Source organism: Jiangella sp. DSM 45060 (genome assembly GCF_900105175.1).
Lineage (GTDB): Bacteria > Actinomycetota > Actinomycetes > Jiangellales > Jiangellaceae > Jiangella.
This window is the reverse complement of the sequence record NZ_LT629771.1, coordinates 3,905,855-3,921,256: the sequence shown is the minus strand read 5'-3', so window position 1 is coordinate 3,921,256 and position 15,402 is coordinate 3,905,855. Positions and strand designations below refer to the sequence as shown.

General features: G+C 73.3%; 16 protein-coding genes. 7 read left to right on the top strand and 9 right to left on the bottom strand.

What is annotated here, in order from left to right:
• Positions 1 to 49 precede the first annotated feature (49 nt).
• Positions 50 to 988 (top strand): LysR family transcriptional regulator, encoded by a 939-nt coding sequence (locus BLU82_RS17650; RefSeq protein ID WP_092622453.1) that lies wholly within the window; start codon positions 50 to 52, stop codon positions 986 to 988.
• A gap of 1 nt (position 989) precedes the next feature.
• Here the strand turns inward: BLU82_RS17650 and BLU82_RS17645 are convergent, their stop codons facing one another.
• The 3 genes from BLU82_RS17645 to BLU82_RS17635 are packed head-to-tail and all read right to left on the bottom strand — an operon-like array spanning position 990 to position 3,957.
• The gene (locus BLU82_RS17645) at positions 990 to 1,409 is read right to left on the bottom strand and encodes a PaaI family thioesterase (RefSeq protein ID WP_092622452.1); all 420 of its coding nucleotides are present in this window, start codon (positions 1,407 to 1,409) and stop codon (positions 990 to 992) included.
• Positions 1,406 to 2,953: a class I adenylate-forming enzyme family protein gene (locus BLU82_RS17640; RefSeq protein WP_092622451.1), complete on the bottom strand. Its 1,548-nt coding sequence runs from the start codon at positions 2,951 to 2,953 to the stop codon at positions 1,406 to 1,408. Before BLU82_RS17640 ends, BLU82_RS17645 begins: the two co-directional genes overlap by 4 nt.
• Positions 2,950 to 3,957 carry a zinc-binding dehydrogenase gene (locus tag BLU82_RS17635; RefSeq protein ID WP_197682286.1) on the bottom strand — a complete coding sequence of 336 codons (1,008 nt, stop codon included), beginning with the start codon at positions 3,955 to 3,957 and terminating at the stop codon, positions 2,950 to 2,952. Before BLU82_RS17635 ends, BLU82_RS17640 begins: the two co-directional genes overlap by 4 nt.
• A 137-nt stretch (positions 3,958 to 4,094) precedes the next feature.
• Here BLU82_RS17635 and BLU82_RS17630 point away from each other — a divergent pair, with 137 nt between their 5' ends.
• Positions 4,095 to 4,724 (top strand): VOC family protein, encoded by a 630-nt coding sequence (locus BLU82_RS17630; protein WP_092622450.1) that lies wholly within the window; start codon positions 4,095 to 4,097, stop codon positions 4,722 to 4,724.
• A 67-nt stretch (positions 4,725 to 4,791) separates the two neighbouring features.
• Here BLU82_RS17630 and BLU82_RS17625 read toward each other — a convergent pair whose 3' ends face one another.
• Genes BLU82_RS17625 through BLU82_RS17600 form a run of 6 tightly spaced genes read right to left on the bottom strand, consistent with a single transcriptional unit; the run spans position 4,792 to position 10,549 of the window.
• Positions 4,792 to 5,238 carry a MarR family winged helix-turn-helix transcriptional regulator gene (locus BLU82_RS17625; RefSeq protein WP_092622449.1) on the bottom strand — a complete coding sequence of 149 codons (447 nt, stop codon included), beginning with the start codon at positions 5,236 to 5,238 and terminating at the stop codon, positions 4,792 to 4,794.
• 47 nt (positions 5,239 to 5,285) lie between these two features.
• Positions 5,286 to 6,509, bottom strand: coding sequence for a CaiB/BaiF CoA-transferase family protein (locus BLU82_RS17620; protein WP_092622448.1), 1,224 nt, complete (start codon positions 6,507 to 6,509; stop codon positions 5,286 to 5,288).
• Positions 6,506 to 7,990, bottom strand: coding sequence for an AMP-binding protein (locus tag BLU82_RS17615; protein WP_092622447.1), 1,485 nt, complete (start codon positions 7,988 to 7,990; stop codon positions 6,506 to 6,508). Before BLU82_RS17615 ends, BLU82_RS17620 begins: the two co-directional genes overlap by 4 nt.
• The gene (locus BLU82_RS17610; protein WP_092622446.1) at positions 7,987 to 8,436 is read right to left on the bottom strand and encodes a Zn-ribbon domain-containing OB-fold protein; all 450 of its coding nucleotides are present in this window, start codon (positions 8,434 to 8,436) and stop codon (positions 7,987 to 7,989) included. Before BLU82_RS17610 ends, BLU82_RS17615 begins: the two co-directional genes overlap by 4 nt.
• The gene (locus BLU82_RS17605; protein ID WP_092622445.1) at positions 8,433 to 9,629 is read right to left on the bottom strand and encodes a hypothetical protein; all 1,197 of its coding nucleotides are present in this window, start codon (positions 9,627 to 9,629) and stop codon (positions 8,433 to 8,435) included. Before BLU82_RS17605 ends, BLU82_RS17610 begins: the two co-directional genes overlap by 4 nt.
• A gap of 2 nt (positions 9,630 to 9,631) precedes the next feature.
• A complete protein-coding gene (locus BLU82_RS17600; protein ID WP_092622444.1) occupies positions 9,632 to 10,549 on the bottom strand; it encodes an SDR family oxidoreductase in 918 nt (305 codons plus the stop codon).
• A gap of 151 nt (positions 10,550 to 10,700) precedes the next feature.
• Between BLU82_RS17600 and BLU82_RS17595 the strand changes: the two genes are divergently transcribed.
• The 5 genes from BLU82_RS17595 to BLU82_RS17575 are packed head-to-tail and all read left to right on the top strand — an operon-like array spanning position 10,701 to position 15,398.
• Positions 10,701 to 11,168 carry a MaoC family dehydratase gene (locus BLU82_RS17595; protein ID WP_157741082.1) on the top strand — a complete coding sequence of 156 codons (468 nt, stop codon included), beginning with the start codon at positions 10,701 to 10,703 and terminating at the stop codon, positions 11,166 to 11,168.
• Positions 11,169 to 11,170: 2 nt separating this feature from the next.
• On the top strand, positions 11,171 to 11,947 hold the full coding sequence (locus BLU82_RS17590) for an enoyl-CoA hydratase/isomerase family protein (RefSeq protein ID WP_157741080.1): 777 nt from the start codon (positions 11,171 to 11,173) through the stop codon (positions 11,945 to 11,947).
• Between the two features lie 2 nt (positions 11,948 to 11,949).
• A complete protein-coding gene (locus BLU82_RS17585; protein WP_172885635.1) occupies positions 11,950 to 13,023 on the top strand; it encodes an acyl-CoA dehydrogenase in 1,074 nt (357 codons plus the stop codon).
• A complete protein-coding gene (locus BLU82_RS17580; protein ID WP_092622440.1) occupies positions 13,008 to 14,183 on the top strand; it encodes an acyl-CoA dehydrogenase family protein in 1,176 nt (391 codons plus the stop codon). The genes BLU82_RS17585 and BLU82_RS17580 overlap by 16 nt, the downstream gene beginning before the upstream one ends.
• A 9-nt stretch (positions 14,184 to 14,192) precedes the next feature.
• The gene (locus BLU82_RS17575; protein ID WP_092622439.1) at positions 14,193 to 15,398 is read left to right on the top strand and encodes an MFS transporter; all 1,206 of its coding nucleotides are present in this window, start codon (positions 14,193 to 14,195) and stop codon (positions 15,396 to 15,398) included.
• The last annotated feature ends 4 nt before the right edge of the window (positions 15,399 to 15,402 follow it).

Sequence of the window (15,402 nt, the reverse complement as noted above, 5' to 3'; positions counted from 1 at the left end):
GACACATATTTGTTAGCGTTTGCATTGGTACTGCTTATGGGAGGCCCGCATGATCGAGATCCGTCACCTCCAGCTCCTGCAGAAGGTCGCCGCGACGGGTTCGCTCTCCGCGGCGGCGCGTGAGCTCGGGTTCTCCCAGCCCGCCGCGAGCCAGCAGATGCGGGCGCTCGAACGGGCGGTGCGCACGCCGATCCTGTTGCGCAATCCCGGCAGGACGCGGTTGACCGAGGCGGGCGAGGTGTTGCTGCGGCACGCCGACGCCATCCTGGCGCGGCTGGCGCTGGCGACCAAGGAGGTCTCCGCGATCACCGATCTCGAGACCGGTACCGTGCGGCTCGCGTCGTTCCCCAGCAGCAGCGCCACGATCCTGCCGCGGGCGCTGAGCATGGTCGGCCGCGACCACCCGGGCGTCCACTTCACCCTGGTGGAGGCCGAGCCGCCCGAGTCGCTGGATCTGCTGCGCCAGGGCGAGTGCGACATCGTCATCGGCTACACCTACCGCCGTCCGCCCGAGTCCGAGCCGCCGGAGCTGCTGCGGGTGCCGCTCTGCGACGACCCGCTGCACCTGGCGCTCCCGCAGGGCCACAGGCTGGCCGGCGACGAACGGCCCATCGCGTTCGGCCGGCTGCGTGGGGAGCGCTGGATCGCCGGCTGCCCGCGCTGTCGCCGTCAGCTGATGGACACCTGCCAGGACGCCGGCTTCGAACCGGACATCGGGTTCTCCACCGACGACTACGTGGCCGTGCACAGCCTGGTCACCGAGGGCTTCGGGGTGGCCCTGTTGTCCGGCCTGATGCTCTCGTCGATCCGGCTGGGCACGCTGGAACTGCGTTCGGTCACGCCCACACCCGTCCGCGCGATCAGTGCCTACACGACGCCCGCGCTGGCGACCGTGCCCGCCGTCCGGACGACGTTGCAGGCACTGGCCGCCGTCAGCCGTCAGCTGCGCGCGGAGGACGCTCTCGACCCGGTGTCGGCGCCGACGTGAGTCACGGCGCCGCGGTGCTGTACAACCCCCGCGCGACGGCGAGCTGCCGGCCGTCGCCGTTGGTCACGACGACGTCGGCGACGCCGAGCGTGCGGCCCCTGCGCACGACCGTGCCGGTGGCGCGCAGGTGGTCGCCGGGCTGGGCCGGCCGGAGGTAGTCGACCCGCAGGTCGATGGTGGGCAGGCCGTAGCCGAGCTCGGTCACCAGGGCGAAGTCACCGGCGATGTCGGCGAGCGTGGCGAGCAGGCCGCCGTGCACGTACGTCCCGTCCGTGTTGCCGCCGAAGTCGGGCCGGCAGGCCATGCCGATGACCACGCCGCCGGGCCGGGCGTCGAGCAGTTCCAGGCCGAGCCACTGGTGGTAGGCGGGCCCGGTCAGCAGGGACTCGACCAGCTCGCGGTCGACCTCGGCGTTCGTCACGTCGTCTCCGTTCGGTTCATGCGTTCGGTGGCCCACTCGACGAGCAGGCCGCGGTCGATCTTGCCGGTGCCGCCCAGCGGGAGCTCGCCGACGAACCAGACCCGGCGCGGGTGCGCGTGCGGCGCCCCCTGGGCCAGGGTGTACGCCTTGACGTCGTCCTCGGTGAGTCCGTCGGCCTTGACGAACGCCACGGGCACCTGGCCCTTGCGCGGGTGCGGGACGGGGACGACGGCGGCCTGCCGGACTCCCGGCATGGTCAGCAACAGCTTCTCGACCTCGATCGGGTACACGTTCTCGCCGCCGACGTTCATCATGTCGTCGGCCCGGCCGAGCACCCGGTACCAGCCGTCGTCGTCGGCGATGGCCAGGTCGCCCGTGCGTAGCCAGCCGTCGGAGCTGATGCGGGCCGCCGTCACGGCGGGCAGGTGGTAGTAGCCGCTGGTCACGCCGGGGTTGCGGACCCACATCTCGCCCACGGCGCCGACGGGCACCTCCGGAACGCCGGACAGGCCGCCCACCGGCATGTCGTCGACGTCGAGGAGGCGGACCTCGGACCCCGGCAGTGGCCGCCCCGCGTGGCCGTAGCGGGGCTCGCCGGCGCGTGGGTTCATCAGCACCTGCGGGCCGCCCTCGGTCAGCCCGTACGCCTCGATGACCCGGACGCCGAGCCCGTCGGCGAAGCGCCGGCCGAGCTCGTCGGACAGCGGCGCGGAGCCGCAGATCACGAAGCGCAGCGTCGACAGGTCGTGCTTCTCCTGCTCGCCGCTGTCGAGCAGCAACTCGTACGTCGCCGGCACGCCGGTCGTGTAGGTGCAGCCATGACGCTCGACCTCGGCCGGGATGGCCGCCGGACTGGGTGACTCGCCGATGACGATGGTGCCGCCGACCAGCAGCAGCGGCTTGACCACGCAGATCATCGCGTTCTTGTGGTAGATCGGCGCGGTGATGAGGCCGCGGTCGTCGTCGGTGAGCTCCCACACCTCGGCCACGGTCGACGCGTTCCAGTACTGGCCGCCGTGCGTCAGCAGGCACCCCTTCGGCGCGCCGGTGGAGCCCGAGGTGTACGGCTGCAGGCAGATGTCGCCGGGGGAGACGGGGTGGGCGGCGTCGTCCGCCGCCGGAGCCGTGGCCGCCCAGCCGTCGTCGGCGACGAGGACCGGTGTGCCGGCCGGCCCGGCCAGCTCCGCGGCACGCCCGGCGAGCTCGGGGTGGGTGACGAGCACCGCGGGGGCCGCGTCGGCCAGCACGTGCCGCAGTGAGGCCAGGCCGGCCCGGGTGTTGAGCGGCACGGCGACGGCGCCGATGCGGATCGCGGCCAGGAGCGCCTCGATGAACCGGTGGTCGTTGGGGAACAGCAGGGCGACGCGGTGCCCGGGCTCGACGCCGGCGCGACGCAGCGCCGCCCCGGCCTGCCGGACCGACCGGTCCAGGTCGGCGTAGCCGATGGCGAGGTCGCCCTGGCGGATCGCGATCCGGTCCGGATCGCCGGCGGCTCGGCGCAGCAGCCGGACCGCCAGATTGGTGTCGGCGTCGGGCGGGGTCACGGCGTGATGACGACCTTGCCGAAGACCAGTCGCTCCTCGATGAGCCGCTCGGCCTCGCGGATCTCGTCGAGAGGGAGCACCCGGTCGATGACCGGCTCCAGCCGCCCGTCCTGGACCATCTCCAGCAGCGCGACGAGGTCCTCGCGCCGCCAGCCGTTGCTGCCGCGGATGTCCAGCTCGCGCACCCACACGTAGGGCTGGTACTGGGTGACCTCGTAGCCGCTGGTGGCGCCGCAGGTGACGACCCGGCCGCCGGGCTTGGTGGCGCGGATCGACTGCTGCCAGGTGGCGGCGCCGGTGTTGTCGACCATGAGGTCGACGCCCTGCTTGCCGGTGGCCTTCCAGATCTGCGCGCCCCAGTCGTCGGCGCTGCTGTCGATGACGACGTCGGCGCCGAGCTCGGTGAGCCGCTTCAGCTTGTCCGGCGAGCTGGCGCACGCGATGACCGTCGCGCCCACGGCCTTGGCGATCATGACGGCGCCGGTGCCGAGGCCGCCGGCGGCGCCGAGGATCGCCACGGTCTCACCGGCCCGCAGCCCGCCCCGGGTGATCAGCTGCCGGCGGGCCGTGCCGTAGGCGATCGGCAGCGCGGCGGCCTGCTCGTAGGCGACGTCGTCGGGCAGCGGGATGCAGTTCTCGGCCGGGACCGCCGCGTACTCGGCGAGGCCGCCCTGCAGGTCCTCACCGAGCGCCTTCCCGTCGATCAACGGGTCGACGAGGACGCGCTGGCCGACCTCGAGGCCGGACACCTCGGCGCCGGCCTCGGCGACCTCGCCGGCGATGTCGCCGCCGGAGATGTGCGGCAGCGGCAGGTGCGTGCCGGCAACGCCCTTGCGGACGAACACGTCGAGGTGGTTGAGCGAACAGGCACGCACCCGGATCAGCACGTCGCGCGGCCCGGCCGTCGGGCGCGGGTGACTCTGGACGACGCGGCCCTCGGGACCGCCGCGCTCGACGACGACGGCGGCGCGCATGTCCTGCGCGCTCGTGGGGTGGCTGACCACTGAACGACCTCCGGCTCGTAGACGTTGCCCCTCACTCTGGCCAGCACGCCAGGCGAAAAGCAAGACGGCAATGGTTTAGGCATCTCATAAGCCATCCTTATTCGTGGGCCGCCACGTGGGATCGCTACCGTGGGCCCATGGATGTCGACGTCGACCATCTGGTGTGGGCCGGCCCCGATCTCGACCGGCTGGTCGAGCACGTCGCGGCGCAGACCGGAACAACGCCCGTCTACGGCGGGCGCCACGAGGGCCGCGGCACGCACAACTACCTGGTCGGGCTCGGTTCCGGCCGGTACCTGGAACTGCTCGGGCCGGACCCCGGGCAGCCCGAGCCGTCCCGGCCGCGGCCCATGCGCGTCGACGGGCTGACAGATGCCGCGCTCGTCGGATGGGCGGTGCGCACCGACGACATCGACGGGCGCGTCGCGGCGGCCCGCGACCGCGGGTACGACCCGGGCGACGTGGCGCAGATGTCGCGCCGCACGTCCGACGGCACCCTGCTCAGCTGGCGGCTGACCCCGCCCGAGGGCGGTTTCGGCGGTGTCGTGCCGTTCGTGATCGACTGGCTGGACAGCCCGCACCCGGCGGCAGGGCTGTCGTCGTCCATGTCGCTGAGCCGGCTCACGTTGCGGCACCCCCGGCCGGACGAGGTGAGCGAGGCGCTCACGGCGCTGGGCCTCGACGGCTGGGCCGAGGTCGTCGGGGCGGCCACCCCGGGCATCTCCGCCGTGCTGACGACTCCGCGGGGCGACGTCCCGATCGGCTGACCTCCCGTCCGCGACCTCGGCGCCCCACTCGTCTCGGTCACGATCGCGGGCTGCTCCGGGCTCGGTCCTACGCCGTGACCTCCGGCCCGAAGTCGTGCGCGATCTGCGCGTCGAGCGCGGCTTCGATCTGCTCGCTGGCGAGGGTGTGCAGGAGGGCGGTGTTCTCGCCGAGCACCTCGGTGAACTTGGCCGCCATCGTCGCGTCGATCTCGGCGATCAGCAGCCGGCCCTTGTCGGTGGCGGTGTAGTAGACGCCGCGACGGTCGCTCTCGGCCGTCTCGCGCTCGACCAGGCCCATGCGCTCGAGACCGGCGGTCAGGGACGCGATGGCCGGCCGGCTGGTCGACGTGTAGCTGGCGATCTCGTGGGCCCGCCGCCGGTCGGCGACCACGATGCTCAGCCCGCGGTACTGCGGAAGGGTGAGCCCGTTCTCGTCGCAGACCTGCTGCGCCAGGCGGGCCAGCCGGATCGTGGTGCGGATGGCGGCGACGAGTGGGTCGGATGGGGGGTTCATGGCTGCGGCACCTCGTAGGACGTCGGACCCCAGACTAGCGGCCGGGCTCACTCCGGCCGCGCTGGACGCGACGGCGCGCCCGCCCCTACGACTCCGGCGGCGATCAGCGCCTCGATGGCGTCGGCGCCGAGATCGAGCTCGCGCAGGATCGCCCGCGAGTGCTCGCCCAGGTGTGGTGGCGGCAGGGCGATGCCTCCCGGGGTCGCGCTGAAGTCGATGGGGACGTCGGCCATGGGCATCGGGCCGATGCCGGGAACGTCCACCTGCGTGATCATCTCACCGGCCTGGACCTGGGGATGGGCGACGATCTTGTCGACGGGGTTGACCACGGTGCACGCGACGCCCGCTCTCACCATGACCTCCTCCCAGGCGGCGGCGGGGCGAGTCGTGAAGATCTCGGTCAGCTCCGCGGCCAGGAGCTCGCGATGATCGACCCGTCCGGCCACCGTGCTGAACCGTGGGTCGTCGGCCCATGCGGGACGCTCGATCGCCGCGCAGCACGCCCGCCACATCGCGTCGTTGAAGACGGCGACCACGATCCATTCGTCCGCCGTGGGAAAGGCCTGGTAGGGCATGCCGAACTGGGTGCCGGAGCCATGCCGCCGAGGCGGCTGGCCAGTCGCGAAGTACGACATCAGGTGGTAGGAGAGCATGGTGAGCTGGCCCTCCAGCAACGAGGTCCGGACGTGCTGCCCGCGGCCCGTGTCCTGCCGGACGGAGAGGGCGGCCAGGATGCCGATCGCCGCGAACATGCCGGCGCCGATGTCGGCGACGGAGATGCCCATCTTCGCGGGCGCGCCGCCGGGCTCGCCGGTGATGCTCATGCCGCCGGAGAACGCCTGCATGAACAGGTCGTTGGCCGGATCGTGGCGACGCGGCCCGGTCCGCCCGAATCCGCTGATCGAGCAGTACACCAGCCGCGGGTTGAGCTCGGCCATGGCCGTGTACCCCAGCCCGGCCCGCTCGAGTGCGCCCAGCCGGTAGTTCTCGATCACGACGTCGGCGCCGGCGATCAGCTGCCGCGCGATGCCGGCGCCGGCGTCGGACTTGAGATCCAGGGCGAGGCTGCGCTTGTTGCGATTGGCCGACGCGAAGTAGTGCGACATCGTGCCGGCGAAGTGCGGGGGCCAGTCCCTGCTGTCGTCGCCGCGGTCGGCCCGCTCGATCTTGACCACCTCGGCGCCGAGGTCGCCGAGCACCATGCCGCAGAACGGCCCGGCCATCGCGACACTGATCTCGATCACCTTGAGCCCGTGGAGTGGACCGGTCATGCTCCTTCTCCTCTCCCCGTGGTCGTGGGCAGGCGTTCGGCCCGCAGCGCCGAGCGGCGGACCTTGCCCGAGTCGTCGCGCAGCGGCCGGTCGACGAACTCGAAGGCCTTCGGCAGCTTGTAGTGGGCTAGCCGCTCCGCGAGGTGGCCGCGCAACTCGTCGTGGTCGATCGGCTCGGACTCGACGATGGCGTGGATGCGCTGCCCCAGATCGTCGTCGGGAAGGCCGATGACCGCGCTGGAGCGCACGCGCGGGTGGGACTCCAGGGCGGCTTCGATCTCGGCCGGGTAGATGTTGCGGCCCCGGCACAGGATCATGTCCGTCCGGCGGTCGCCGAGGTAGAGGTAGCCGTCCTCGTCGAGGTGGCCCATGTCGCCGAGGCTCTGCCAGCCGTCGCGGGAGGCGTTCTCCTCGGCGCCGACGTAGCGGTAGGTGCTGGCCGCGCCGGCCGGTCTGAGGTACACCTCGCCGGTCGCGCCCGGAGCCAGCTCGGCGCCGGACTCCGGGTCGAAGATCTTGATCTCGCTCGCCACCGGCCGGCCCACCGAGCCCGGATGGGCGAGCCATTCGACGCCGGTGATGAAGGTGCCGCCGAGACGCTCGGTCGACCCGTACGCCTCGTGCATGACCTCGGGACCGACCCACTCGATCCAGTGCCGCATCAGCCACGCCGGGCACGGAGCGCCCGCCGTCAGCACGAATCGCAGCGAGCTGAGGTCGTACGAGAGCCGCACGTCGTCGGGGAGCCGGGCGATCCGCGACAGCATGGTGGGAACGAACCAGGCCCGGTCGACGCGGTGCTCCTGGATCAGCCGCAGGCACTCCTCGGGGTCGAACCGGTCGAGGACGACGGCCGTCGCGCCGGCGAGCAGGCTGCGCCAGGCGGCCGCGAACGGGATGCCGTGGTAGAGCGGACCCGGAACCAGCCCGCAGGCCCGCGGCGTGAACAGCCGGGCCATCGGCCCGTCGGGGTGGTGGACCGCCGGGCTGCTGCTGAGGATCAGCTTGGGCCGTCCGGTGCTGCCGCCGGAGGCGAGCGCGCGCTCCACCGGCGAGACCACCAGCGGCAACGGCGCCGCCGAGACGCCGGGGCCGGGACGGTAGCCCCGGGGCAGGGACGGCAGCTCGCTGCGTTCGCCCTCGGGCAGGCCGACGATGAGCGCCGGGCGGGCCGGCGTCAGGATCGCCTCCCGCTCGACGCGCGGCAGGCCGGGGGAGATGGGGCTCGGCGTGGCGCCGAGCTTCCACGCCGCCAGGCCGGCGACGAACCAGTCCAGGCCGTTCGGCAGCTCGATCGTGACGAGATCGCCGGAGCGCACGCCGTGGTCGCGGTACACCCGGGCCAGCCGGCTGCTCTGCTCGTCCAGTTCGCGCCGGGTCATGGTCGATCCGCCGGAGACCAGCGCCACCGCCTCGGGATCGGCCGCGGCGAGGCCGGCGAGGACCTGGACGAACGGGGTCGCGTCGTCGGCGCCGGTCATCGGTCCTCCGTGGGTTGCTGGGCGGCCGGGGTGAACGCCGGCAGCGTGACGTCCTCGACGTCGAGCCAGTGCACCGTGACGCGCTGGCCGATGTGCGACGTGATCGGCCGGCCGGCGGGGTCGACGATGTGGGTGAGCATCCGGAAGCCCTCGTCGAGGTCGACCCACGCGACGCTGTACGGGATGAGGTCCGTGAACGCCGGGTGCAGGGGGCGGCGGACCACCGAGCAGGTGTAGACGGTTCCGGTACCCGCCGACTCGTGCCAGCCGAGGTCGATGCCGGTGCAGGCGGTGCAGTGCCCGCGCGGGTAGAAGATCACCGTGTCGCAGGCCCGGCAGCGCTGGTAGACGAGGCGGTGGTCGCGGGCGGCCTGCCAGAACGGCCGCGTGTCGAGGTTCGGGTTCCGGGGGAGCGGCCGGGGCAGGGCCGGTGGCGTCGTCGTCATGCGGCGTCCCTCCCCAGCACGACCGTTCCGGAGGCGTACCGGCGCCCGAGGGTGCCGCCGGTGCCGTGCGCCACCGCGATGCTCGCCCCGGGGACCTGGGCGGTCGACTCGCCGCGCAGCTGACGGGCCGCCTCGATGAGCAGGAAGAGGCCGCGCTGGCCGGGATGATTGGACGACAGCCCGCCGCCGTCGGTGTTGAGCGCGGGCGCTCCCGGCTGGTCGTAGCGCAGCCGCCCGCCCTTGATGTAGTCGCCGGCCTCGCCCTTGCCGCAGAAGCCGAGGTCTTCCAGCGTCGACAGCACGGTGATGGTGAACGAGTCGTAGATCATCGCGACGTCGACGTCCTCGGGGGTGATCCCGGCCTCCTCGAAGGCCGTCGGACCGGACCGGGCCGCCCCGGTGACGGTGAGGTCGTCGCGATTGCGGCGGAAGCGCGACGTCTGGCCGGCTCCGCGTACCCAGACCGGCCGGCTGCGGCAGCCGCGGGCGACCGCCTCGGTGGCGAGCACCACCGCGCCGCCGCCGTCGGACACCACGCAGCAGTCCAGCACCCGCAGCGGATCGGCCACCAGCGGCGAGGACAGCACGTCGTCGATGGTGATCTCGCCCGGCCCGGGGCGCAGTCTCAGGTCACTGATCGCCTGCACCGCGGCCGGGTTGCGCATGGCGTGGTAGCGGGCGGTAACGGCGATCTCGGCGAGGTCCTCGGCGGTGGTGCCGTGATCGTGCATGTACCGGGCGGCGACCATGGCGTAGTCGGCGACCAGCGTGGAGCCCCAGCACTCCTCCATGTCGGTCATCGGGTTGTCCGGCTCGGTGCGGATCGAGGCCGAGTTGAGCCCGACCTTGCGGTTCGCGCTGCGGGTGGTGGCGCCGTAGGTCAGCAGCGCGACGTCGGCCCGCCCGGTCCCGAGGTCGGCGAGGGCGTGCCCGACCTGGAACTCGTAGGCGCTGCCGCCGACCGCCGTCGTGTCGAGGATCCTGAGGTCGAGGTCGAGGTACTCCGGCATGTACAGCCCGGGCCAGGCCAGACCGTCTCCGGTGTCGTACAGCGCGTCGACGTCGCTCCAGCTCAGCCCGGCGTCGTCGAGGGCCCGGGCGGCCGAGTGCGCCTTGATCCGCAGGGCGTCGACCGATCCGTCCGTCAGCCGGGACGGGTACTCGTGGATGCCGACGATGGCGACTCGCGTCATGGTCAGCCCGCCTCGTCCAGGCGGCCGCGACCCTCGACGTAGGGCTTGAACGCGCGGGTCATCTCGTCGAAGAGGCGGTCGAGCTCCCACGGCTGCTGCCCGACGATCTGGCGCTGGATCTGCGGCGTCGACCACATGGACACGCGGTACTCCTGGGCGCCGAGGACCCGGCCGTTGATCCAGCCCGACTCCGTGCTGGCCAGGTACACCAGGGGTGCGGCGACGTTCTCGGGGGCGCGCCGGCGGCCGTCGGGGTCACTGTCCCGGGTGGAGGCGAGGTACTTGGCCATCACCTCGGCCGGAATGGTGTCGGTCATCCGGGTCGCGGCGCCGGGGGAGATGCAGTTGGCGGTGACCCCGTACTTGCCGAGCGCGTTGGCGCACGACAGGGTCAGGCCGACGATGCCCATCTTCGCGGCGGCGTAGTTGGGCTGCGACGGGGCGCCCTGCAGGCCCGCGACCGACGTGAAGTTGATCAGCCGGCAGTCCGGCCGCCTGGTCTCACGCCAGTGCCGGGCGGCGAACTTGGTGGTGTTGAACGCGCCCTTCAGGTGGACCCTGATGACCGCGTCCCACTCCTCCTCCTCCATGTTGAAGATCATGCGATCGCGGAGGATGCCCGCGGCGTTGACCAGGACGTCGAGCCGGCCGAACCGCTCGATCGTCGTGGCGATCAGCTCCTCGGCCTGGCCGTGGTCGGACACGTCGGTGCGGCTGGCGACGGCCGTGCCGCCGGCCGCCGTGATGGCCTCGACCACCTCCGTCGCCGGATCGGAGCCCTCGGTGGTTCCGTCCAGCTCGACGCCGAGATCGGCGACGACGACCGAGGCGCCCTCGGCGGCGAAGGCCTGGGCGACGGCGGCGCCGATGCCGCGGCCGGAACCGGTGACGATCGCGACGCGACCGGCGAGTCTGCTCATCGGAGTGCTCCCTTCTCAGGTGGTTGCCACGATCCGTGGGGTAGTTCTATGCTCGAACTATCAAGTTCGAAGTTGGAACGACATTACACATGATTCCAAGCTGGAACTACTGTTTCCGCAAGATTTATCCACGGACGGGAAGAGGCGAGACATGCGCGAGATCAGGTTCGACGACCTGCCGGCTCTTCGAGCGGTCTGCGGGGGCGAGTTCGGCGCCTGGAGCGAGGGTCTGCACATCACGCAGGACCTCATCGACCAGTTCGCCGACCTGACCGGCGATCACCAGTGGATCCACGTCGACCGCGAGCGGTCCCGGTCCGGGCCGTTCGGCACGACCGTCGCGCACGGTCTGCTGACGCTGGCCATCACCCCGCGCATCCGTCCGCCGGCTGACTTCGAGGTCGTCGGACACGCCAAGATCCTCAACTACGGGTCCGACGCCGTCCGCTTCCTCGCCCCGGTCCTGAGCGGGGCGACCATCCGGTCCCGCGGCCGGCTGATCGCGGCCGACGAGCACCCTCGCGGGACGAAGCTCAGCTACGAGATGGCGGTGCACGTGGTCGGCCAGGACCGCCCGGCCATGCTGTCGCGGCCCATCGTGCTGTACACGGCGGAATGACCATGGCGGGTCGCCCGCCGGAGCCGGCCACCACCACCGTCGTCCTGTCGGTGGACGACGCCGTCGCCACCATCCGCATCGACCGGCCGGAGAAGCGCAACGCCCTGGACACCGCCACCCGGGCGGAGCTGATCGCCTGCCTCGACTGGGCCGGCGCGACGCCGGACGTCCGGGCGGTCGTGGTCACCGGGACGGGCGGCTCCTTCGCCGCCGGCGCCGACCTCGGCGAGACGGACCGGATCGACCCGCTCGCCATGCGGGCCATGCTGAGAGAGCGGCGCGTCTACCACGCGGTCGCCGAGTGCCCGGTGCCGGTCATCGCGATGATCGACGGCTACTGCCTGGGCGGCGGCTGCGAGCTGGCCATGTCGGCGGACCTGCGGATCGCCTCCGCGGACTCGGTGTTCGGACAGCCCGAGATCGCGCTGGCGATCATCCCCGGCGGCGGCGGAACCCAGCGGCTGCCCCGGCTGGTCGGGCTGGGCCAGGCGATGCGGCTGATCCTCACCGGCGACCGGATCGACGCCGCCACGGCGCTGCGGCTCGGCCTGGTCGAGCAGGTGGTGCCCGCAGGCGAGCTGGAGGCCGCCACCCGGGAGCTGTGCGGCCGGATCACCCGCCATGCCCGCCCCGCCCTGACGCTGGCCAAACAGGCCGTCCGGGCCTCCGCCGAGCTGCCGCTGCAGGCCGGGCTCGCGCTCGAGACCGAGCTGCTGTGCCTCGCGTCGACCAGCGACGAGAGCGCCGAGCGGCTGGCCGCCTTCCGGCGCGGGAGTTAGGGGTGGACCCGTACGAGCTGCGGCGGCAGGACTACGCGCTGGACGGTGATCAGGTCGAGCTCCGCGACCTGTTCGCGGGGTTCTTCGCCAGAGAATGCCCGATGGACGTCGTCCGCGCGGCCGAGCCGGCCGGTCACGACCCTCGGTTGTGGCGTGCGGCGGCCGGGCTGGGCGCGATGTCGATGGCGCTGCCCGCCGAGGCCGGCGGCGACGGCGCCGGCCTCGTCGAGGCCGCTCTGCTGGCCGAGCAGCTGGGCCGGCGGATCGCCCCGGTGCCGCTCGTCGAGCACGTCGTGGCGGCCCGGCTCCTGGCCGCGTGCGGGCGCAGCGATCTCACCGCCGCGCTGCTGGCCGACGCGGCCCGGGGGACGTGCGTTCTCGGGCTGGGGCTCGGCCGGTGGGACGCGCCGCAACTGGTGTCGTCAGGTGCGGTGGCCGACGCGGTCGTCGGCCACCGCACCGGGGCCGTCGTGGCCGCCACGGGCGGGCCGCGGCCGCACGCCGCCAACCAGGCCGGGCTGCCGTCGGCCTGGCGGGACCTGAGCGCCGAGCCGGGGTTCGAGGTTCCGGTCGCCGCGGCCGACGCACTGGCCGACCGGGCCCGGCGCGAGCTGAAAGTGCTGACCGCCGCGGCGCTCGTCGGGCTGACCGAGGGCGCGCTGGCGCTCGCCGTGAGCTTCGTCCAGACCCGGGAGACCCGGGGTGTGCCGCTCGGCTCGTTGCAGGGCGTCGCGTTCCCGCTGGCCGACGTGGCGATCGGGGTGGCGGGTGCGCGGAATCTCTGCCGGCGGGCCGCCTGGTTCCTCGACCACGAGCCCGAGGCGGAGCCGGACCTCGCCGGGATCGCGTTCGCCTACGCGGCCGAGGTCGCGAGCCACGGCGTCACGGCGGCCCTGCATGCCCACGGCGGCCTCGGCTTCGCCGTCGAGTCCGACGTCAGCCGCTATTTCCTGCGCGCCAAGGGCTGGACGCTGCGCGCCGGCGACCCGGCCCGGGACGTCCTCGCCGCCGGCGCGGCGCTCCTGGCGGCGGCCGGCCGGCCCGATCGAGAGGAGCGCCGGTGGACTTCGGTGTGATCGACGTGGACGACGCCCATCGGGCGCTGCGGCGAGACGTGCGCGGGCTCGTCCGCGAGTACGGGACGCAGCGGCCGGGCGAGGGGGAGCGGCCCAGCGGCGAAGGATTCGACGAGCCGTTCCATCTCGCCCTGGGCCGGCGCGGCTGGATCGTGCCGACCTGGCCGGCCGAGCGGGGCGGGGCCGGGCTGGACCGGCTGGGCGCCCGGATCCTGGACCTGGAACTGGCGCGAGCGCGGGTCCCGATGACCACGCTGGGCATCACCCGCCTGGTCCTGCCCGCGGTCGAGCGCCACGCGTCCCCGGCGGTCCGGGACGAGCTCCTGGCCGGCGTCGCCCGCGGATCCGTGCGGTTCTGCCTCGGCTACACCGAACCCGAGGGCGGCTCCGACGTCGCGGCGGCGCGGACCAGGGCGACCCGGGACGGCGGCGAGTGGATCGTCAGCGGCACGAAGATCTTCACCACCGGTGCGCAGGACAGCCAGTACTGCTTCCTGCTCACCCGGACCGATCCGACCCGGCCGAAGCACCGCGGGCTCACCATGTTCCTGCTGCCGCTGGACGCGCCCGGTGTCGACATCCAGCCGGTCCGGACGCTCAGCGGGGGCCGCACCACCATCGTCCACTACGACGACGTCCGGGTCCCCGACGCCTACCGGCTGGGTGAGGTGAACGACGGCTGGGCGGTGCTGCGCGGGCCGCTCGACGCCGAGCACGACCTCGGGCCCGGCGCCGGCGACGGCCTCGACGACCCGTCCATGGGCGCGGTCTTCGCCCGCCGGCTGCACCTCGCGCTGACCGCGGCCGCGGCGTGGGCGGCGGCGCCCGGCCCGGACGGCGTCCGGCCCGCGGACGACCCGCTGGTCGCCCATCGGCTCGGCCGGGTGGCCGTGCAGCTGGCCGCCGCACTCGCGACGCCGGGGCCGGCCGGCCGGGTCAAGGGCGCCGAGGCCACCGTCGACGGCGTCGCCGAGCTGGTCGATCTGCTCGGCCCGGCCGGTCTGCTGCACGCGGACGCCGCCGGCGACGGGCACGCCGAGCAGGTGCACCGGTACGCCCAGGGCACCACCACGTACCTGGGCACGGTGGAGGTCTTCCGGGGCCTCATCGCGCAGCAGGACCTCGGCCTGCCCCGGCCGTGGTATCCCGGTCCCCGTTGAGCTCCCGCGATGGCACCCGGCCGGCCGCGCCAGGCCACCGTCGTCCTGCTGTTCGGGGTGCTGGCGTTCGCGCTGTCGCAGACCGCGGTGATCCCGGCGATCGGCTCGATCGCGCACGACCGACAGGTGACGATCGACCAGGCCACCTGGGTCCTGACCGCCTACCTGATCTCCGCGGCGGTCCTGACGCCGGTACTCGGCCGGCTGTCGGACCTGTTCGGCAGCCGGCGCCTGCTGATCGTCACGCTCGCGCTGTTCACCGCGGGCGCCGCCACCGCGGCGGCCTCGTCCTCGATCGCCGGCCTGGTCGTCGGCCGAGGGCTCCAGGGCGTGGGCGGAGCGATCCTGCCCATCTGCTACAGCATCGTCCGCGGCACGATCGCCGAGGCGCGTCGTCCGGTGACCATCGCCCTCCTCACCGGCACCATGTCGGCCGGTGGCGGGATCGGCCTCGTGCTCGGCGGGCTGATCGTCGACGCCGGCTCGTACCGCTGGATCTTCCTCCTGGCGGTCGTCATGGGCGCCGTCACCCTGGCGATGGTCCGCGTCGTCGTTCCCGCCCTTCCGGCGTCGCGGGGCGGGCGGGCCGGCGCCGCCCCTGCCCTCGTCACCCGGACGGCGCTGGCGACGAGCGTCATCGCCCTGCTCAGCGGGTACGGCCTGTTCACGATCTTCGTGGTGGTGCCGCAGCTGGTGACGCTGCCGCGCGGCACGGGATTCGGCTTCGGGCAGCCGGCTCTGGCGGGCGCCCTGATCCTGCTGCCGGGCACGATCGCCATGCTGGCCGTGGCGCCGATCACGGGCCGGATCGCCCAGCGCTTCGCGCCGAAGGCCCCGGTCGTGGCGGGCTGCGCGATCGCCGCGACCGGTCAGCTCGGGCTGGCCGCCCGGCACGACGGCCTCGCCGAGGTCGCCGTCTGGACGGTCGTCGGCTTCGTCGGGCTCGGGCAGGTCCTGGCCGCGCTGCCGAACGTCATCCTCGACTCGGTTCCGCCGCACCGCGTAGGTGAGGCGACTGCCGTCAACGGCTTCATGCGGCTCGTCGGCGGCGCCGTCGGGTCACAGGCGGCCGCCGTGCTCCTCGCCGCGGCGACCTCGAACACCTCCGCCTGGCCGGGCGAAGCAGGGTTCGTCCGGGCCCTGCTCGCCGGGTCGGCCGTCTGTCTGGTGGCCGTGATCGTCGCGGGTCTCATCCCTCGCGAGCGGACCGGCTAGGCGG

Coding starts and splice junctions, on each gene's coding strand:
- BLU82_RS17650 (WP_092622453.1), top strand. CDS start 50: ATGATCGAGATCCGTCACCTCCAGCTCCTGCAGAAGGTCGCCGCGACG.
- BLU82_RS17630 (WP_092622450.1), top strand. CDS start 4,095: ATGGATGTCGACGTCGACCATCTGGTGTGGGCCGGCCCCGATCTCGAC.
- BLU82_RS17625 (WP_092622449.1), bottom strand. CDS start 5,238: ATGAACCCCCCATCCGACCCACTCGTCGCCGCCATCCGCACCACGATC.
- BLU82_RS17620 (WP_092622448.1), bottom strand. CDS start 6,509: ATGACCGGTCCACTCCACGGGCTCAAGGTGATCGAGATCAGTGTCGCG.
- BLU82_RS17615 (WP_092622447.1), bottom strand. CDS start 7,990: ATGACCGGCGCCGACGACGCGACCCCGTTCGTCCAGGTCCTCGCCGGC.
- BLU82_RS17610 (WP_092622446.1), bottom strand. CDS start 8,436: ATGACGACGACGCCACCGGCCCTGCCCCGGCCGCTCCCCCGGAACCCG.
- BLU82_RS17605 (WP_092622445.1), bottom strand. CDS start 9,629: ATGACGCGAGTCGCCATCGTCGGCATCCACGAGTACCCGTCCCGGCTG.
- BLU82_RS17600 (WP_092622444.1), bottom strand. CDS start 10,549: ATGAGCAGACTCGCCGGTCGCGTCGCGATCGTCACCGGTTCCGGCCGC.
- BLU82_RS17595 (WP_157741082.1), top strand. CDS start 10,701: ATGCGCGAGATCAGGTTCGACGACCTGCCGGCTCTTCGAGCGGTCTGC.
- BLU82_RS17590 (WP_157741080.1), top strand. CDS start 11,171: ATGGCGGGTCGCCCGCCGGAGCCGGCCACCACCACCGTCGTCCTGTCG.
- BLU82_RS17575 (WP_092622439.1), top strand. CDS start 14,193: ATGGCACCCGGCCGGCCGCGCCAGGCCACCGTCGTCCTGCTGTTCGGG.